Source organism: Pseudarthrobacter sp. NIBRBAC000502771, from assembly GCF_006517215.1.
Classification (GTDB): domain Bacteria; phylum Actinomycetota; class Actinomycetes; order Actinomycetales; family Micrococcaceae; genus Arthrobacter; species Arthrobacter niigatensis.
Genome location: NZ_CP041187.1, coordinates 3,222,723 through 3,237,251, shown reverse-complemented (window position 1 = coordinate 3,237,251; position 14,529 = coordinate 3,222,723). Strand labels below are relative to the sequence as shown.

General features: G+C 66.7%; 15 protein-coding genes. 8 read left to right on the top strand and 7 right to left on the bottom strand.

Annotated elements, in window-relative coordinates; all coding sequences use genetic code 11:
* The first annotated feature begins 95 nt into the window (after positions 1-95).
* The gene (locus tag NIBR502771_RS15160; protein ID WP_141160476.1) at positions 96-1,694 is read left to right on the top strand and encodes an ABC-F family ATP-binding cassette domain-containing protein; all 1,599 of its coding nucleotides are present in this window, start codon (positions 96-98) and stop codon (positions 1,692-1,694) included.
* Here NIBR502771_RS15160 and NIBR502771_RS15155 read toward each other — a convergent pair.
* From NIBR502771_RS15155 to NIBR502771_RS15140, 4 genes are read right to left on the bottom strand one after another with little or no spacing between them, the layout of a single operon-like run.
* Positions 1,691-2,167, bottom strand: a complete 477-nt coding sequence (locus NIBR502771_RS15155) for a YbaK/EbsC family protein (protein ID WP_141160475.1) — start codon at positions 2,165-2,167, stop codon at positions 1,691-1,693. The genes NIBR502771_RS15160 and NIBR502771_RS15155 overlap by 4 nt on opposite strands.
* Positions 2,168-2,170: 3 nt before the next feature.
* Positions 2,171-3,049, bottom strand: coding sequence for an SURF1 family protein (locus NIBR502771_RS15150; protein WP_141160474.1), 879 nt, complete (start codon positions 3,047-3,049; stop codon positions 2,171-2,173).
* Positions 3,050-3,313 (bottom strand): hypothetical protein, encoded by a 264-nt coding sequence (locus NIBR502771_RS15145; RefSeq protein WP_141160473.1) that lies wholly within the window; start codon positions 3,311-3,313, stop codon positions 3,050-3,052.
* Complete coding sequence (locus NIBR502771_RS15140; RefSeq protein ID WP_141160472.1) at positions 3,310-3,741, bottom strand: DUF3099 domain-containing protein; 432 nt, start codon at positions 3,739-3,741, stop codon at positions 3,310-3,312. Before NIBR502771_RS15140 ends, NIBR502771_RS15145 begins: the two co-directional genes overlap by 4 nt.
* A 151-nt stretch (positions 3,742-3,892) precedes the next feature.
* Here NIBR502771_RS15140 and NIBR502771_RS15135 point away from each other — a divergent pair, with 151 nt between their 5' ends.
* Positions 3,893-4,618 carry a beta-ketoacyl-ACP reductase gene (locus NIBR502771_RS15135; protein WP_141160471.1) on the top strand — a complete coding sequence of 242 codons (726 nt, stop codon included), beginning with the start codon at positions 3,893-3,895 and terminating at the stop codon, positions 4,616-4,618.
* Between the two features lie 140 nt (positions 4,619-4,758).
* Positions 4,759-5,520, top strand: a complete 762-nt coding sequence (locus tag NIBR502771_RS15130; RefSeq protein WP_141160470.1) for an SDR family oxidoreductase — start codon at positions 4,759-4,761, stop codon at positions 5,518-5,520.
* 84 nt (positions 5,521-5,604) lie between these two features.
* Here the strand turns inward: NIBR502771_RS15130 and serB are convergent, their stop codons facing one another.
* Positions 5,605-6,498, bottom strand: coding sequence for a phosphoserine phosphatase SerB (gene serB / locus NIBR502771_RS15125; RefSeq protein WP_141160469.1), 894 nt, complete (start codon positions 6,496-6,498; stop codon positions 5,605-5,607).
* Positions 6,499-6,624: 126 nt separating this feature from the next.
* Between serB and NIBR502771_RS15120 the strand changes: the two genes are divergently transcribed.
* The 5 genes from NIBR502771_RS15120 to NIBR502771_RS15100 all read left to right on the top strand — a co-directional run bounded on the left by NIBR502771_RS15120 (position 6,625) and on the right by NIBR502771_RS15100 (position 10,662).
* On the top strand, positions 6,625-7,410 hold the full coding sequence (locus NIBR502771_RS15120) for an ABC transporter ATP-binding protein (RefSeq protein WP_141160468.1): 786 nt from the start codon (positions 6,625-6,627) through the stop codon (positions 7,408-7,410).
* A gap of 20 nt (positions 7,411-7,430) precedes the next feature.
* Positions 7,431-8,216 carry a sulfite exporter TauE/SafE family protein gene (locus tag NIBR502771_RS15115; protein ID WP_141160467.1) on the top strand — a complete coding sequence of 262 codons (786 nt, stop codon included), beginning with the start codon at positions 7,431-7,433 and terminating at the stop codon, positions 8,214-8,216.
* A gap of 7 nt (positions 8,217-8,223) precedes the next feature.
* Positions 8,224-9,033: an RNA methyltransferase gene (locus NIBR502771_RS15110; RefSeq protein ID WP_141160466.1), complete on the top strand. Its 810-nt coding sequence runs from the start codon at positions 8,224-8,226 to the stop codon at positions 9,031-9,033.
* Positions 9,034-9,207: 174 nt separating this feature from the next.
* Positions 9,208-9,465, top strand: a complete 258-nt coding sequence (locus NIBR502771_RS15105) for a type B 50S ribosomal protein L31 (RefSeq protein WP_018771158.1) — start codon at positions 9,208-9,210, stop codon at positions 9,463-9,465.
* 99 nt (positions 9,466-9,564) lie between these two features.
* Complete coding sequence (locus NIBR502771_RS15100; RefSeq protein WP_210411229.1) at positions 9,565-10,662, top strand: biotin/lipoate A/B protein ligase family protein; 1,098 nt, start codon at positions 9,565-9,567, stop codon at positions 10,660-10,662.
* Positions 10,663-10,744: 82 nt separating this feature from the next.
* Here NIBR502771_RS15100 and pepN read toward each other — a convergent pair whose 3' ends face one another.
* Together pepN and NIBR502771_RS15090 are read right to left on the bottom strand one after the other, a co-directional pair.
* On the bottom strand, positions 10,745-13,399 hold the full coding sequence (pepN, locus tag NIBR502771_RS15095) for an aminopeptidase N (protein ID WP_141160464.1): 2,655 nt from the start codon (positions 13,397-13,399) through the stop codon (positions 10,745-10,747).
* Between the two features lie 33 nt (positions 13,400-13,432).
* A complete protein-coding gene (locus NIBR502771_RS15090) occupies positions 13,433-14,491 on the bottom strand; it encodes a YeiH family protein (protein ID WP_141160463.1) in 1,059 nt (352 codons plus the stop codon).
* Positions 14,492-14,529 lie beyond the last annotated feature (38 nt).

Here is a 14,529-nt window from a genome sequence, read left to right as displayed (position 1 = left end):
TGAAGTGTGCCGTTTTCCGGCCACTCTGCCCCAGCGTCCCTTCGCACACACTGCGCGGACCGTGGCGTTCCCTGTTGTGAAAGGCCTTACCTGCTGTGATTACTGTCCAGGATCTTGAACTGCGCGCCGGTGCCCGGCTCCTCATGGACCAGGTGAGCTTCCGCATCGATAAAGGGGACAAGATCGGACTGGTGGGCCGGAACGGCGCGGGCAAGACCACCCTGACCCGTGTCCTCGCGGGTGAAGGCCTGCCAGCCGCCGGCAAGGTGACCCGCAGCGGCGAAATCGGCTACCTGCCCCAGGATCCGCGCACCCCGGACATGGAACAGCTGGCGCGGGACCGCATCCTTTCCGCCCGCGGCCTGGACGTCGTCGTCGGCAAACTGCGCAAGGCGCATGACGAAATGGCGAGCGATGACGCCGACGTCCAGCGTAAGGCCATGAACCGGTATGACCGGCTGGAGTCCGAGTTCCTCGCCGCGGGCGGTTACGCGGCGGAGGCCGAGGCGGCGTCGATCTGTTCCAACCTTGCCCTGCCGGACCGGTTGCTGAACCAGCCGCTCAAGACGCTCTCCGGTGGACAGCGGCGCCGCGTGGAGCTGGCCCGCATCCTGTACTCGGATGCCGAAACCATGCTCCTGGACGAACCGACCAACCACCTCGACGCCGATTCCATCGCCTGGCTGCGTGACTTCCTGAAGAACCACCAGGGCGGCCTGATCGTGATCAGCCACGACACCGACCTCCTGGAAGCCACCGTGAACAAGGTGTTCCTGCTGGACGCCAACCGCGCCCAGATTGATTTCTACAACATGGACTGGAAGCGCTACCTGCAGCAGCGCGAAACGGATGAGCGCGCCCGCAAGCGTGAACGCGCCAACGCCGAAAAGAAGGCCCAGGTCCTCATGGACCAGGCCAACAAGATGCGGGCCAAGGCCACCAAGGCCGTCGCCGCGCAGAACATGGCAAAGCGTGCCGAACGGCTGCTCAGCGGCTTGGAAGCGGTTCGCGAGCAGGACCGCGTGGCAGCTTTGCGTTTCCCCGATCCGTCGCCCTGCGGCAAGACCCCCCTCACCGCGGACGGGCTCAGCAAATCCTACGGTTCGCTGGAAATCTTCACCGACGTTGACCTGGCGATCGACCGCGGCTCCAAGGTGGTCATCCTGGGGCTTAACGGCGCCGGCAAGACCACCCTGCTGCGCATGCTCGCCGGCGTGGACGCGCCGGACACCGGCGAGGTCATCCCGGGCCACGGGCTCAAGGTGGGCTACTACGCCCAGGAACACGAAACCCTGGACCACGACCGAACCGTGCTGGAGAACATGCGCTCGTCCGCGCCGGACATGAAGGACGCCGAGGTCCGCGGCATCCTGGGCTCATTCCTGTTCTCCGGCGACGACGTGGACAAGCCCGCAGGCGTGCTCTCCGGCGGCGAGAAGACGCGCCTGGCCCTGGCCACCATCGTGGCCTCGAGCGCCAACGTCCTCCTCCTCGACGAGCCCACCAACAACCTGGACCCCGCCAGCCGCGCGGAAATCCTCGGCGCGCTCCGGAACTACACCGGAGCCGTCGTCCTGGTCAGCCACGACGAAGGCGCTGTCGAAGCCCTGAACCCCGAACGGGTTGTCATGCTTCCGGACGGCGTGGAAGACCTCTGGAACGAGGACTACCTGGACCTGATCACGCTCGCCTAGCGCACCGGCAGTTCCAAGGCCCCGGTCACGCGGAGCAGGTCCTGGTAGGTGATGCTGAACATCGAGTGGTGGTCACCTGCTCCAGCCCACAGCAGCCGGTGGGCCTGCAGGGTTTCGTCCAGGAGTGTCCTGATCCTCTTCGGGTGGCCTAGCGGGGCGACCCCGCCCACCTCCTGCCCGGTATGTTCCAGGACGAAGGTGGGGGAGGCCCGGCGGATCCTGCCCGTGCCGAGCCGCGAGGCAACCAGCGCCGTATCAACGCGGGCCGCACCGCTGGCCAGTATCAGCAGGGGCTCGCCGTCGAGGTCGAAGATGAGGCTGTTGGTGATGGCGGCAAGATCGCATTCCAGTGCCTGCGCCGCGGCGGCTGCCGTGGGCACACCGGCAGGAAAGGTTCGCACGGTGTCGCCGACTCCGGCCTCCACCAGCGCCGAACGCACCACGGCGACCGGCCCGTCGTCGAACGTTGCCATCGCTTAGTACCCCTGTGCGTCCAGGAGGGCGTCTTCTTCTTCCTCTGCCGTCGCCTTCTTACGCTTGCGCGGCGGTGCGGGCCGGCGCCGGGCGGCCGGGACGGCTGAGTGGACCGTTCCGTCCAGTTCCGACTCGTCCTGGTCCTCGGCATCGATCGCGGCGTTGCGTGCCTGCTGCCGCGCCGCGTAGCCGAAGCCTACGAACATCAGGACTCCGAACGCGAACCACTGCAGCGAGTAGGACAAGTGCGTCCCCTCGTCAGTGGACGGTTTGGGGAAGGATACCGGCGCATCCGCCGGCGCCGGCGTTTCCGAGGCGAGCTGGCCGTAAGCGCCCGTGAGCACGGGATAACCCAGCTGCGCGGAGTACGTGGGAAGGTCGATGGATGCCAGCTGCCCCTCAGGTGCCCCGCGCTGCAGTTCCGGCTCGCCGTGCTTCAAACGGACGACGGCGGTGACGTCACCCGTGGGCGGGGCGGGAACGGATTCAGGACTGCCTGGATTCCTGTTGCCGATGGGGAGCCAGCCGCGGTCGATGACCACCGTTTCGCCAATGGCGAGACGGAACGGGACCACCACCTCGTACCCGGGCTGCCCGTTGAGCGGCCGGTTGCGGACAATCCGCTGGCCGGCGGCGTCGTAGGAGCCCTTCAGCTCCACCTGGGTCCACTCTTTGGCCGGGTCAAGCTGGATGAACTGGTCCCGCGCCTGTTCAAAGGGAATGGGAGTGGCCGAATAGTTGCTGACGACGCGGTTGATCTCGGCCAGGGTCTCGGCGCGTCGGTCCATCTGCCAGCGGCCAAGGAACACGCACGCGGTGGCAAAGACAGCCGCCAGCAGGAGGTAGCCCAGCCACTTGCTGGAAAAGAGGAAACGGTACATTCAGATGTCCTGCTCCAGGGAGGCTTCCCCGGGGGCTTCGAGCGGGAGCGTTTCTTTCCAGAGGCCACGCGTCTGCAGGTAGTCCTCCAGCCAGTCCCGGTGGTCGGTGCAGGCCAGCCAGGTCTTGCGGCGCTCGGGGGCATGGATTTTTGGGTTGTTCCAGAGAATCTGCCAGGATGCCTGGGCCCTGCACGCCTTCCGTGAGCAGACGGCGCCGGCCTCTGATGCCATGTCCGATCCAGCTGCGAAATCGAAAATGCTCATAATGCCTGCCGCTCCTCCCCGGGCTCCGGGTCCTCGTCCTTCACCAGCTCGCCCTGCAGTACGGCGCTTCCCGGCTCGTCGTCCTCCACCGGCGCTGGAGGGCTTTCCAGCTCGGCCAGCGGTGCGGAGTCCAGCAGCAGGTCACTGGGCGTCTCGGCTTTGTCGCTGCCGTTGGCGATGATCACGGCGATCCAGGGCAGGAACACAGCTCCGGCAACGGCAATGATCTTCAACCATCCGTCCACCACGAATATCAGGATCAGGCACACCATGCGGATGCCCATGGCCAGGGCATACTTGATCATCCGCTGGCGCATATCCTCCGAATGCGCGCCGGCGGCGTCAGTAATGCTGTGGACTTCGCTGTCGCCGGAGAACCGGCCCGGTTCTTCGGGCGCGGAGTGTCCCGCATGGTTTTCAAGGGTCACGGTGAATGATCACGCTCCAAAGGCTTCCCTTAATTCTCGCACCATCGGCAGTGCTGCCCAAACCCGCCGGGAGCCTGCCGCTAAGATCGGAGGCAGCCCAAACCACACCCGCTACCGCGGCGCAGCCTGCCGCAGAATCCCGGAGCCCTTTATGACTGAAACAGCTTCCGCACCCCGCAGCGTCCTGGTGACCGGCGGCAACCGCGGTATTGGCCTGGCCATTGCCCAGGCGTTCCTCGCCAACGGTGACAAGGTGGCGGTGACCTACCGCAGCGAAACCCAGCTGCCGGAAGGCATTCTTGGCGTCAAGGCGGACGTTACCGATGAGGCTTCGGTGGACGCTGCCTTCAAGGAAGTGGAAGCTGCCCACGGTCCGGTGGAAGTCCTGGTGGCCAACGCCGGCATTACCAAGGACACGCTGTTGCTGCGCATGAGTGAGGACGACTTCACCTCCGTGATTGACACCAACCTGACCGGCGCCTTCCGTGTCATCAAGCGTGCGTCCAAGGGCATGATCCGGCTGCGCAAGGGCCGCGTGGTCCTCATCTCTTCGGTTTCAGGCCTGTACGGGGCCCCGGGGCAGATCAACTACTCCGCCTCCAAGGCCGGTCTGGTGGGCATCGCCCGTTCCCTCACCCGGGAACTCGGGTCGCGCGGCATCACCGCGAACGTGGTGGCACCCGGGTTCATCAACACGGACATGACGGCCGAGTTGCCCGAGGCCACCCAGAAGGATTACCTGGCCAGCATCCCTGCCGGCCGTTTCGCCGAAGCGGCTGAGGTGGCCAACGTGGTCCGCTGGATCGCCAGCGACGAAGCCGCGTACATCTCCGGTGCGGTCATCCCGGTGGACGGCGGCCTGGGCATGGGCCACTGACCCTTTGGCCCACGCCGCTGCAGGAAACTAGCCCCGACGTCCTTATTTGTCGAAGTCAGACAAAGGATGTTGGCAAGGACCGCTGGCATGATGGACTGCAGACCACAACTATTTAGATGTTTCGAACAAAGGAAGCTCGTATGGGACTGCTCGACAACAAGACGGCGATCGTCACCGGATCATCGCGGGGCATTGGCGCCGACGTAGCGAGGATCCTCGCTTCGGAGGGCGCCGCCGTCGTGGTCAACTACCGCCAAAAGGCCCCGCGTGCCAACAAAGTGGTGCAGGGCATCGAAGCCGCCGGTGGCCGCGCCGTCGCCGTCGGGGCGGACCTCACCACCCAGGAAGGGGTGCAGGCCCTGGCCAGCGCCGCCATGGAGAACTTCGGCTCCCTGGACCTCCTGGTCCTGAACGCGTCCGGCGGCATGGAAACCGGGATGGGGGAGGACTACGCGCTCAAGCTTAACCGCGACGCGCAGGTGAACATGCTCAACGCCGCCGTGCCCCTGATGAAGGAAGGCTCGCGCGTGGTCTTCGTGACCAGCCACCAGGCCCACTTCATCAACACCGTCCCCACTATGCCGGCCTACGAGCCGGTGGCCCGCAGCAAGCGCGCCGGCGAGGACGCCCTGCGGGACCTGATCCCCAACCTGGCCGACAAAGGCATCTCCCTCGTGGTGGTTTCCGGCGACATGATCGAAGGCACCGTCACCGCCACGCTCCTGGACCGTTCCACCCCGGGTGCCATCGAAGCCCGCCGCGCGGAGGCCGGCAAGCTGTACTCGGTGGAGGAGTTCGCGCAGGTTGTGGCCGGGATGGCTACGGCCGACGTGGAATCCGGACACACCGAGTACGCCGGCGGAGCGGACTACTTCGGCAAGAGCGCAGAAGCTTCCAGCTAGGCTCTGCCCCCACGCGAGATGGCAGTTCGCGGCAATGTTCACGTCGAACACCGCCCGAACTGCCATCTCGCGGTTATAGGAGCGTCAGACCCCGGCGATGTGGCGGACGGCGTCCAGGTATGGCATGTTCAGGGCTGCGTCCGCCACGGCGCGGACAGCGGGCTTGGCGTTGAAGGCCACGCCTATTCCGGCTGCGCCGAGCATATCCAGGTCGTTCGCGCCGTCGCCCACGGCGATGGTGTGTTCAAGCGCAATGCCCCCGGCCGCAGCCCATTCCCGCAGGTATTTTTCCTTGGCTGCCCTGTCCACCACCGCGCCCAGCACCTTGCCGGTCAGCGCGCCGTCGACGATCTCCAACTCATTGGCCTGCCAGTAGTCAAGGCCCAGGTCCCCGGCGATCGGCTCAAGGATCTGGTTGAAGCCGCCTGACACCACAGCCACTGTATGGCCGGCGGCTTTGAAGGCGGCCACAAGCCGATCGGCACCTTCGCTGAGCTTCACTTCCCTGCGGACGGATTGGACGACGTCGGCGGGCAGTCCCGCGAGCACGGCAACCCGGGCGTGGAGGCTTTGGGCAAAGTCGAGTTCGCCGCGCATGGCGGCTTCCGTGACGGCCGCCACCTCCTCGCGCTTGCCGGCGTACGCGGCAAGGAGTTCGATGACCTCCTGCTGGATCAGGGTGGAGTCCACATCCATGATCAGCAGCTTTCGGGCCGCGGAGCGGAGCCCGGCCGGGACAAGCGCAGTGTCGAATTCATTGGTTGCGGCATCCGCCACGGCCTGCCGGAGGGCGGCCAGGCCGGCGGCGGTGGCATCCGGAAGGGCCAGGTCAAGGACCTGGACCCCGTAACGGCTGTCACCGGCGGAGGATTCGGACAGGACGTCCGCGCCGTGTGCGGCAAGGACGGAACGCAGCTGCTCCAGCCCGGCGGGGGTCACATTGAGGCCATAGCTGACCGCAGTCACGTTCGAAGTCATGCCTGCAATCTTAGCCAGCGCCGACTGGGCGACTGGAATTCGTTGCGGGGCTGCCCGCGCCGGGCCCTCAGGGGACCTTGACACCGGTTATCAGTCATCTTCTTTTTTGTCCTAGTGTCTACTCCTATGAGTGATGTTCTGGAACTGGACTCCGTCAGCGTTGTCCGAGGTAAAAAGACCCTGCTGGACAAGGTCGACTGGCAGGTCAACGAAGGCGAACGCTGGGTCATCCTGGGACCCAACGGCGCCGGAAAGACCACCCTCCTCCAGATCGCGGCGGCCCGCCTGCACCCCAGCAGCGGCAAAGCCGGAATCCTCGACGAAACGCTGGGCCGTACCGACGTCTTCGAACTTCGCCCCCGCATCGGGCTTTCCTCGGCTGCACTTGCCACCCAGATCCCGGAACACGAGAACGTCCTCAACGTCGTGGTCACGGCCGCCTACGGCGTCACCGGCCGCTGGCGGGAAGGCTACGAGCGCGACGACGAACGGCGCGCCTTCCGGCTCCTGAACGACTGGGGCATGGGCCCGCTGCTCAACAGGACGTTCGCCACCCTGTCCGAAGGCGAGCGCAAGCGCGTCCAGATCGCCCGGGCCCTCATGACCGACCCCGAACTGCTGCTGCTGGATGAGCCCGGCGCCGGGCTGGACCTGGGCGGCCGCGAGGAACTGGTCCACAAGCTGGGCGAGCTGGCCCGGGACGACTCGGCTCCGGCCATGGTCCTGGTCACGCACCACCTTGAAGAGGTCCCGCCCGGCTTCACCCATGCCATGCTGCTGCGCGACGGCGGCGTGGTGGCTGCCGGACCCATCACCGAGGTCCTGACGGAAGAGCACCTGAGCACCACCTTCGGGCTTCCCTTGGATGTCTCCGAGAACGCGGGACGCTACACGGCCACAGCACGCCGCTAGACGAGGCCTGCGCTACTATCTTGGAACTCTTCAGCAGCATCATTGTGTTCATCGCCGGCCTGTGGGCCGGCACCATCAACGCGGTGGTGGGATCCGGCACCCTGGTCACCTTCCCGGTACTCATCGCCCTGGGCGTGGCTCCGGTGACCGCCTCCATGAGCAATGCCATGGGCCTGGTCTTCGGAACGGGCGCCGGGGCCTTCGGCTACCGCCGCGAGCTGGCTGGCCGGGGACGGCAGGTGCTGCGGCTCCTGCCCGCCTCGGTCCTGGGCGGCGTCACCGGCGCCTGGCTCCTGCTGCACCTGCCGGAGAAGGTTTTCCACTACGTCGCCCCGGTCCTCCTGGTCCTGGCCCTGCTGATGGTGGTGTTCCAGCCGCGGCTCCAGGACTGGGTGCGCAACCGCGAGGCCAACCCCGAACACGCAGTCCGGGACAAACGCCACGGGTTCCTCCTGGTGGTCCTGGTCTACCTGGCCGGTGTCTACGGAGGCTACTTCGTCGCGGCGCAGGGAATCCTCCTGGTCGGGATCCTGGGCGTGTTCCTCACCGGCACCATCCAGAACGCCAACGCCATGAAGAACATCCTGGTCCTCGGCGTGAACATGGTGGCCGCCATCTCCTACCTGTTGTTCGCCTTCGACCGCGTCAACTGGCTCGTGGTGCTGCTGATCGCCATCAGTTCCACCATCGGCGGCCTGGCTGGTTCAAAGGTAGGCCGGAAGCTTTCGCCGCGGGTCCTGCGCGCCGTGATCTTCAGCCTGGGCATCGTGGCCCTCGCCGTCATGATCGCCAACCTGCTGAAATAATCTCCCGGTGACCTTCCACTACCTCGAATCCGCCGCGGACCCCCGGGTCAGCGATTACACCACCCTGACGGACGTGCACCTGCGCAAGCTCCGGGAACCGGCCGAGGGCATGTACATTGCCGAATCCTCGCGGGTCCTTCGCCGGGCCCTGGCGGCCGGCCACCAGCCCCGGTCCTTCTTCCTCGCGGAGAAGTGGATGGCGGACCTTGAGGATGTCTTCCAGGCGTACCCGGACGTCCCGGCGTTCATCGGCCCGGCCGCCCTCCTGGAGGAAATCACCGGGTTCCACCTGCACCGCGGCGCCATGGCGGCCATGCATCGCCCGGCCCCGGTGCCGCTGCCGGACCTTCTCGCCGGGGCGCGCCGCGTGGCTGTGCTGGAGGACATCGTGGACCACACCAATGTGGGTGCCATTTTCCGCTCTGCGGCGGCGCTGGACATCGATGCTGTGCTGGTTTCGCCGCGCTGTGGCGACCCGCTGTACCGCCGCAGCGTCCGGGTCAGCATGGGGACCGTGTTCCAGGTTCGCTGGGCCCGCCTGCAGGACTGGCCCGGTGACCTCCAGGTGCTCAAGGACCACGGCTTCACCGTCGCGGCGCTGGAACTGACGCCGGACGCAGAAGATGTCGACGCCGTCGCCTCCCGCAACGTGGACAAGCTCGCCCTGGTGCTTGGCACCGAAGGTGCCGGCATGAGCCCGGAGACTCTCGCCGCCGTCGACCTCGCTGTCAAAATCCCGATGCGGAACGGTGTGGATTCACTGAACGTTGCGGCTGCCTCGGCCGTCGCCTTCTGGGAGTTGCGCGCCCGGGGCTGACCTGCGGGGCGGCGGATGCCGCGGATGGGACTGGTTCGTCAGCCCCACCGGCATCGGCTATGATTGATAGCTGGTTGTCCTGCTTTTTCGGCTTCGGCTGATGCGACAGATCGCAGCCATCCCATTCATACCTGGCAGCTGGCAAAATCCAGTTGCGCGAACAAAGGTCCCATTATGAAGTCTGATACCCACCCGAAGTACGAAGCTGTTGTCTTCAACGACCTGGCCTCCGGCACCAAGTTCCTGACCCGCTCCACCGTGTCTTCCAACAAGACCATCGAGTGGGAAGACGGCAACACCTACCCGGTCATCGACGTCGAAATCTCTTCCGAGTCCCACCCGTTCTACACGGGCAAGCAGCGCATCATGGACTCTGCAGGCCGCGTCGAGCGCTTCAACGCTCGCTTCAAGGGCTTCGGCGGCAAGAAGTAATTCCCTTCGCCCAAGCTTGTTGGCAGGAGGCCCGCACCGGAAACGGTGCGGGCCTCCTGCGTTAACCGCGCACCCGCTTTCTGGGGCAGGATGGGAAGCATGAGCGAGCCCGGATTTCCTGCCGATAATGCCCACAACAACCAGCGCCTGCACGGGGAGTACAAGGTTCCCGGCGGCAAACTGGTGGTGGTGGACCTGGCAGTGGTGGACGGGGCCCTGGCGGACGTCTCCGTCAGCGGGGACTTCTTCCTGGAACCTGACGAGGCCCTGGCGGACATCAACCGGGCGCTGACCGGGCTCCCGGACACCACCCCAGCCAAAGACCTCGCTGCGGCCGTCACAGCGGCCCTGCCGGCCGCAGCCGTGCTTTTCGGCTTCTCCGCGGACGCCGTGGCCGTGACCGTCCGCCGTGCACTGGCCAAGGCCACCTCCTGGCAAGACCACGAGTGGAACGTCATCGCGCCCACCGTGCTTCCCACTGAAATTAACGTTGCCCTGGACGAGGTGCTCACCGAGGCCGTCGGAGCGGGGGAGCGCACACCCACCCTGCGGTTCTGGGACTGGCAGGAACCGTCGGTAGTCATCGGAAGCTTCCAGTCTGTGCAGAACGAGGTGGATCCCCAGGGTGTGGCCAGGCACGGTATCAACGTGGTGCGGCGGATCAGCGGCGGTGGAGCGATGTTCATGGAGGCCGGCAACTGCATTACCTACTCGCTCTACCTGCCCCAGACGCTCGTGGATGGACTGAGCTTCGCTGATTCCTACCCGTTCCTTGACGCCTGGGTCATGGCGGCGCTGGAACGGCTGGGCATCAACGCGTTCTACATCCCGCTGAATGACATCGCCACGGACCAGGGAAAGATCGGCGGCGCCGCGCAGAAGCGGCTGGCCAACGGCGGCATGCTGCACCACGTCACCATGAGCTACGACATCGACGCCGACAAGATGGTGGAGGTCCTCCGGATCGGCAAGGAGAAGCTCTCGGATAAGGGCACCCGAAGCGCCAAGAAGCGGGTGGATCCGCTCCGCCGCCAGACCGGCCTGGCCCGCACAGCCATCATTGAGGCCATGATTGAGGTCTTCAGCGAGCGTTACGGGGCCACGCCGTCAACGCTGGCGGGACACGAGCTGGCAGCGGCCGAGGACCGTGTGGCCGCCAAATTCGGCACGGAGGAGTGGCTCCACCGCGTTCCCTAAACCACGGCGTTCCTTGACCCAGTGGTGGAGTGACAGCCGGGCTCACTGCGCAGGGACAGCCCCGGCGCAGTGAGCCGCAGCGTCAGTGCGCCGGCGCGGCCTGGGGCCGGTGGGGACCGACGGCGGCCTGGGCCGTGAGTGCCCGCAGCAGGTGGCTGCGCTGCTCGACGACGATCCGGCGCAGCGCCCGTGGGGCGTCCGGGTTAGCGTCCAGCCAGGCGTCTGTCCGCCGGACCACCAAATGTTCTGCGGGCTGCATGGTGACCCCAAGGTCCTGGGCTGCAGGGTAAAGGCCCCGGACAATCCGGCTGGCGATCTCGATGCTCCGCGAGTCCCACACAGTCCGCAGGCACTCAAAGTACGGCTCCACATAGCGCGCCAGCAATTCGGGCGGCGCGGTGGTGAAGCCGCTGATGGTGGCCGTGAGGAGCTGGTTGGACAGCTCATTTCCATGCACCGCCGCGTTCCACGCCGCATCCTTGACGGCAGCCTCCGGACGGGCCGCCATCGCCGTTGCATGGCCTGCCCGGCCCGATGCCGTGGTGTCCCGCGCCAGCTCGGCGTCGAGCTCGGCAGCAGTGGCCTCCCCGTGGGCGGCCAGCGCGTGCCACAGCTGCCAGCGCAGGTCGGCGTCCACGGCCAGGCCCGCCACCGGCGCCGAGCCGTCGAGCAGGCCGCGGAGCCGGGGGAGCACGGCGCTGTCATGCCTGCCCAGGGCGGCAAGGGTGCGGGCCCAGGCCAGCTGTGCGTCCGATCCCGGGGCGGCCCGGTCCAGTTCCGCGGCGGCCGCGGACACGAAGGTTGACCGCACCGAGGACCTGGCGGCGGCGGCGGTGTAACGCTCAATGGCGGTGGCGGCGTTGTCCAGGATGTTCAGCAGGACGCCGATGCCGGTCTCGGCCGGTGCGAAGGCGGCCACGGCGTCGACATACTGGGCCGCAGGGCTTTCGCCGTCGCGGGCGGAGTTCCACAGGGCCGTCCAGCACAGGGCGCGCGCCATCGGGTCGGAAATCCGGTCCAGCGACCCCCGGACGGTGGCCTCGGATACCGGGTCGAGCCTCACCTTGGCGTACGCCAGGTCATCGTCATTGACCAGCAGGAGCGCCGGCCGTGGCTGCCCTGCAAGCTGGGGGAGTCCGGTCCGCCCGCCAATAACATCGGTCTCCAGGCTCGCGGTCTTCACCAGCGCGCCGGAACCGTCAAAGTCGTAGGAACCGACGCGGAGGCGGTGCGGGCGCAGCTCATCCCGTCCCGTAACAGGGTCCACCGCCTCCTGGACGATCGCCACTTGTCCCAGGACGCCGTCGTCGTCCGCTGCCGCGCCCTGCGGAGCAATGTCAACCGACAGCGTGGAAATCCCCGAGGTCTGCAGCCACTGCCGGGCCCAACCGGACAGGTCGCGGCCTGAGGCCGCGCCCAGGGCCGCCAGCAAGTCCTGGAGCGTCGTGTTTCCGTAGGCGTGCTTGCGGAAGTACTCCCGGGAGCCTGCGATGAACGCGTCGAACCCCACATAGGCCACCAGCTGCTTCAGCACGGATGCGCCTTTGGCGTAGGTGATGCCGTCGAAGTTCTGCTTCGCCGCTTCAAGATCGGGAATGTCCGCAACGATGGGGTGGGTGGTGGGCAGCTGGTCCTGGACGTAGGCCCACGCCTTGCGCTTGTTGGCGAAGTTGACCCAGGCCGTGTCCCAGTCGGTTGCCCGGTCCACGGCCAGGGTTCCCATGTAGTCAGCGAAGGATTCCTTCAGCCAGAGATCATCCCACCATTGCATGGTCACCAGGTCGCCGAACCACATATGCGCCATCTCGTGCATCAGGGTATTCGCGCGTGCCTGGTACTGGGCATCGGTGGCCCGGGAGGTGAACACGTAGCTCTCGGTGAACGTCACCAACCCGGGATTCTCCATGGCACCCAGGTTGTATTCGGGGACGAACGCCTGGTCATACTTGCCCCACGGGTACGGGAGATCGAAAAGGCGGTTGAAGAAGTCCAGGCCCTTCTTCGTGAGGGCAAAAAGCTCTTCCGTGTCGAAGGATTCCGCCATGGAGGCCCGGCAGTAGAGCGCCAGCGGGACGTCCAGGTGCGTGCCGTCGTCGAGCGTTGCCTGCCAGCGGTCCTCCGCCCTGAAGTAGGGCCCGGCCAGGATGCTGGTGATGTAGGTGGACATCGGCAGGGTGGTGGCGAAGTCCCAGCAGGCAGTCGCTGGATCGCTGGTCAGCGGGGTCCGGGCCACCTCGGCGCCGTTGGAGGCCACTTTCCACTCCGCCGGAGCCATCACGTGGAAGGTGTAGGTTGCCTTCAGGTCCGGCTGTTCGAAGTTGGCGAAGACCCGTCGCGCGTCAGCCGGCTCGTACTGGGTGTACAGGTAGGTTTGGCCGTCGGCGGGGTCAACGAACCGGTGCATGCCTTCACCGGAGCGGCTGTAGAGGGCGGTGCCGGTAACGGTCACCTGGTTCTGGGCCCCGAGGTTGTCCAGCCTGATCCGTGCGCCCTCCACCACGTCCCCGACCTGCAGGCTCTTGCCGTTGAGGAGGACGCTGTGGACGCTGCTGCCGATGAAGTCCAGGAAGGTGCTGCTGCCGGGTTCGGCGGTAAAGGTGATGACACTGCGGCTGGGGTAGCCGGGAACGGCCGGATCTGCTGCCTGCCGCACATCGAGCGAGACGTCGTAGCTGGTGGTGCTGATCCGGGCTGAACGTTCGGCGGCTTCGCTGCGCTTCAGATTCTCATGTGACACCCGGCTATCTAATCACGCTGCCGGTGCGTCCACTCAGCCCGCGATCAGGAAGGCGGCCGCCAGGCCAAGTACGGCAATCAGGAGCCAGGACGCCAGCGCAGCCAGGAGCGCCTGGCCTCCCGTATGCAGCAGCGTGCGGATCCGCACCGCCGATCCCAGTCCGAACAGGGCCGCCCCCAGGAGGACGTCCTGCAGCATGGCCCCGATCTCCAGCCAGGCAGGAGCCAGCCAGCCGGAGGAGCGCAGGGCCACCATCGCCACAAAACCCAGCACGAACAGCGGCACCACCGGCGGCATTTTGGAGGTGGTGCCGTTGGCTGCACCCAGGGCCCGTTCACCACTCCTGTGGTGCACGCCGGCGATTGCGGCGACAGGTGCCAGCAGCAGCACGCGGGTGAGCTTGACGACGACGGCGATCGCCAGTGCGCCAGCCCCTGCAGTTTGTGCTGTGGCCACCACCTGGCCCACGTCGTGGACCGACGCCCCGGTCCAGGCCCCGAAGACCGTGGCCGTCAGCCCCAGGGGGTGGGCGATGAGGGGCAGGACACCGATGGCAAGTGTGCCGCAAAGCGTCACCAGGGCCACTGGCAGGACTGTTTCCGCATGCCGGATCCGGCGGACGGCGGCCACGGCACCGATAGCTGATGCGCCGCAGATGGAGAACCCGGTGGCCACCAGCAGCGACGTCACGGGCGGGAGGCGGAACAGGCGGGAGATGGCATACGTGCCCCCGAAACTCGCCGCCACGACGGCCACGATCAGGATAAGGGCCAGCCACCCCAGGTCAAGGACGTCCATGATGCTGACTTTCAGCCCCAGCAGCACGATCCCGCCGCGCATCAGGTGCTTGCCGGCGAAGTCGAGTCCTGCGCGGGCGCGGCCCCCGGTCCAGCCCGCCGTGCCGGGCAGGTTGGCGGCAAGGACGCCAAGGACCACAGCCAGGGTCATCGCAGGCAATGCCGGCACGAGCCCGTGCACCAGGAACGCCACCGTAACGGCAGCCGCCGCCGTCAGCAGGCCCGGAGCCAGCCGCGCCGCCGCGGGCCGGAAACGGCCGTGGCCCGGCTCGGGGAGGCTTCTGCTGACTGGCACTCACCTACTGTGCCCGACGAGGCCAGTAAAGTACCAAC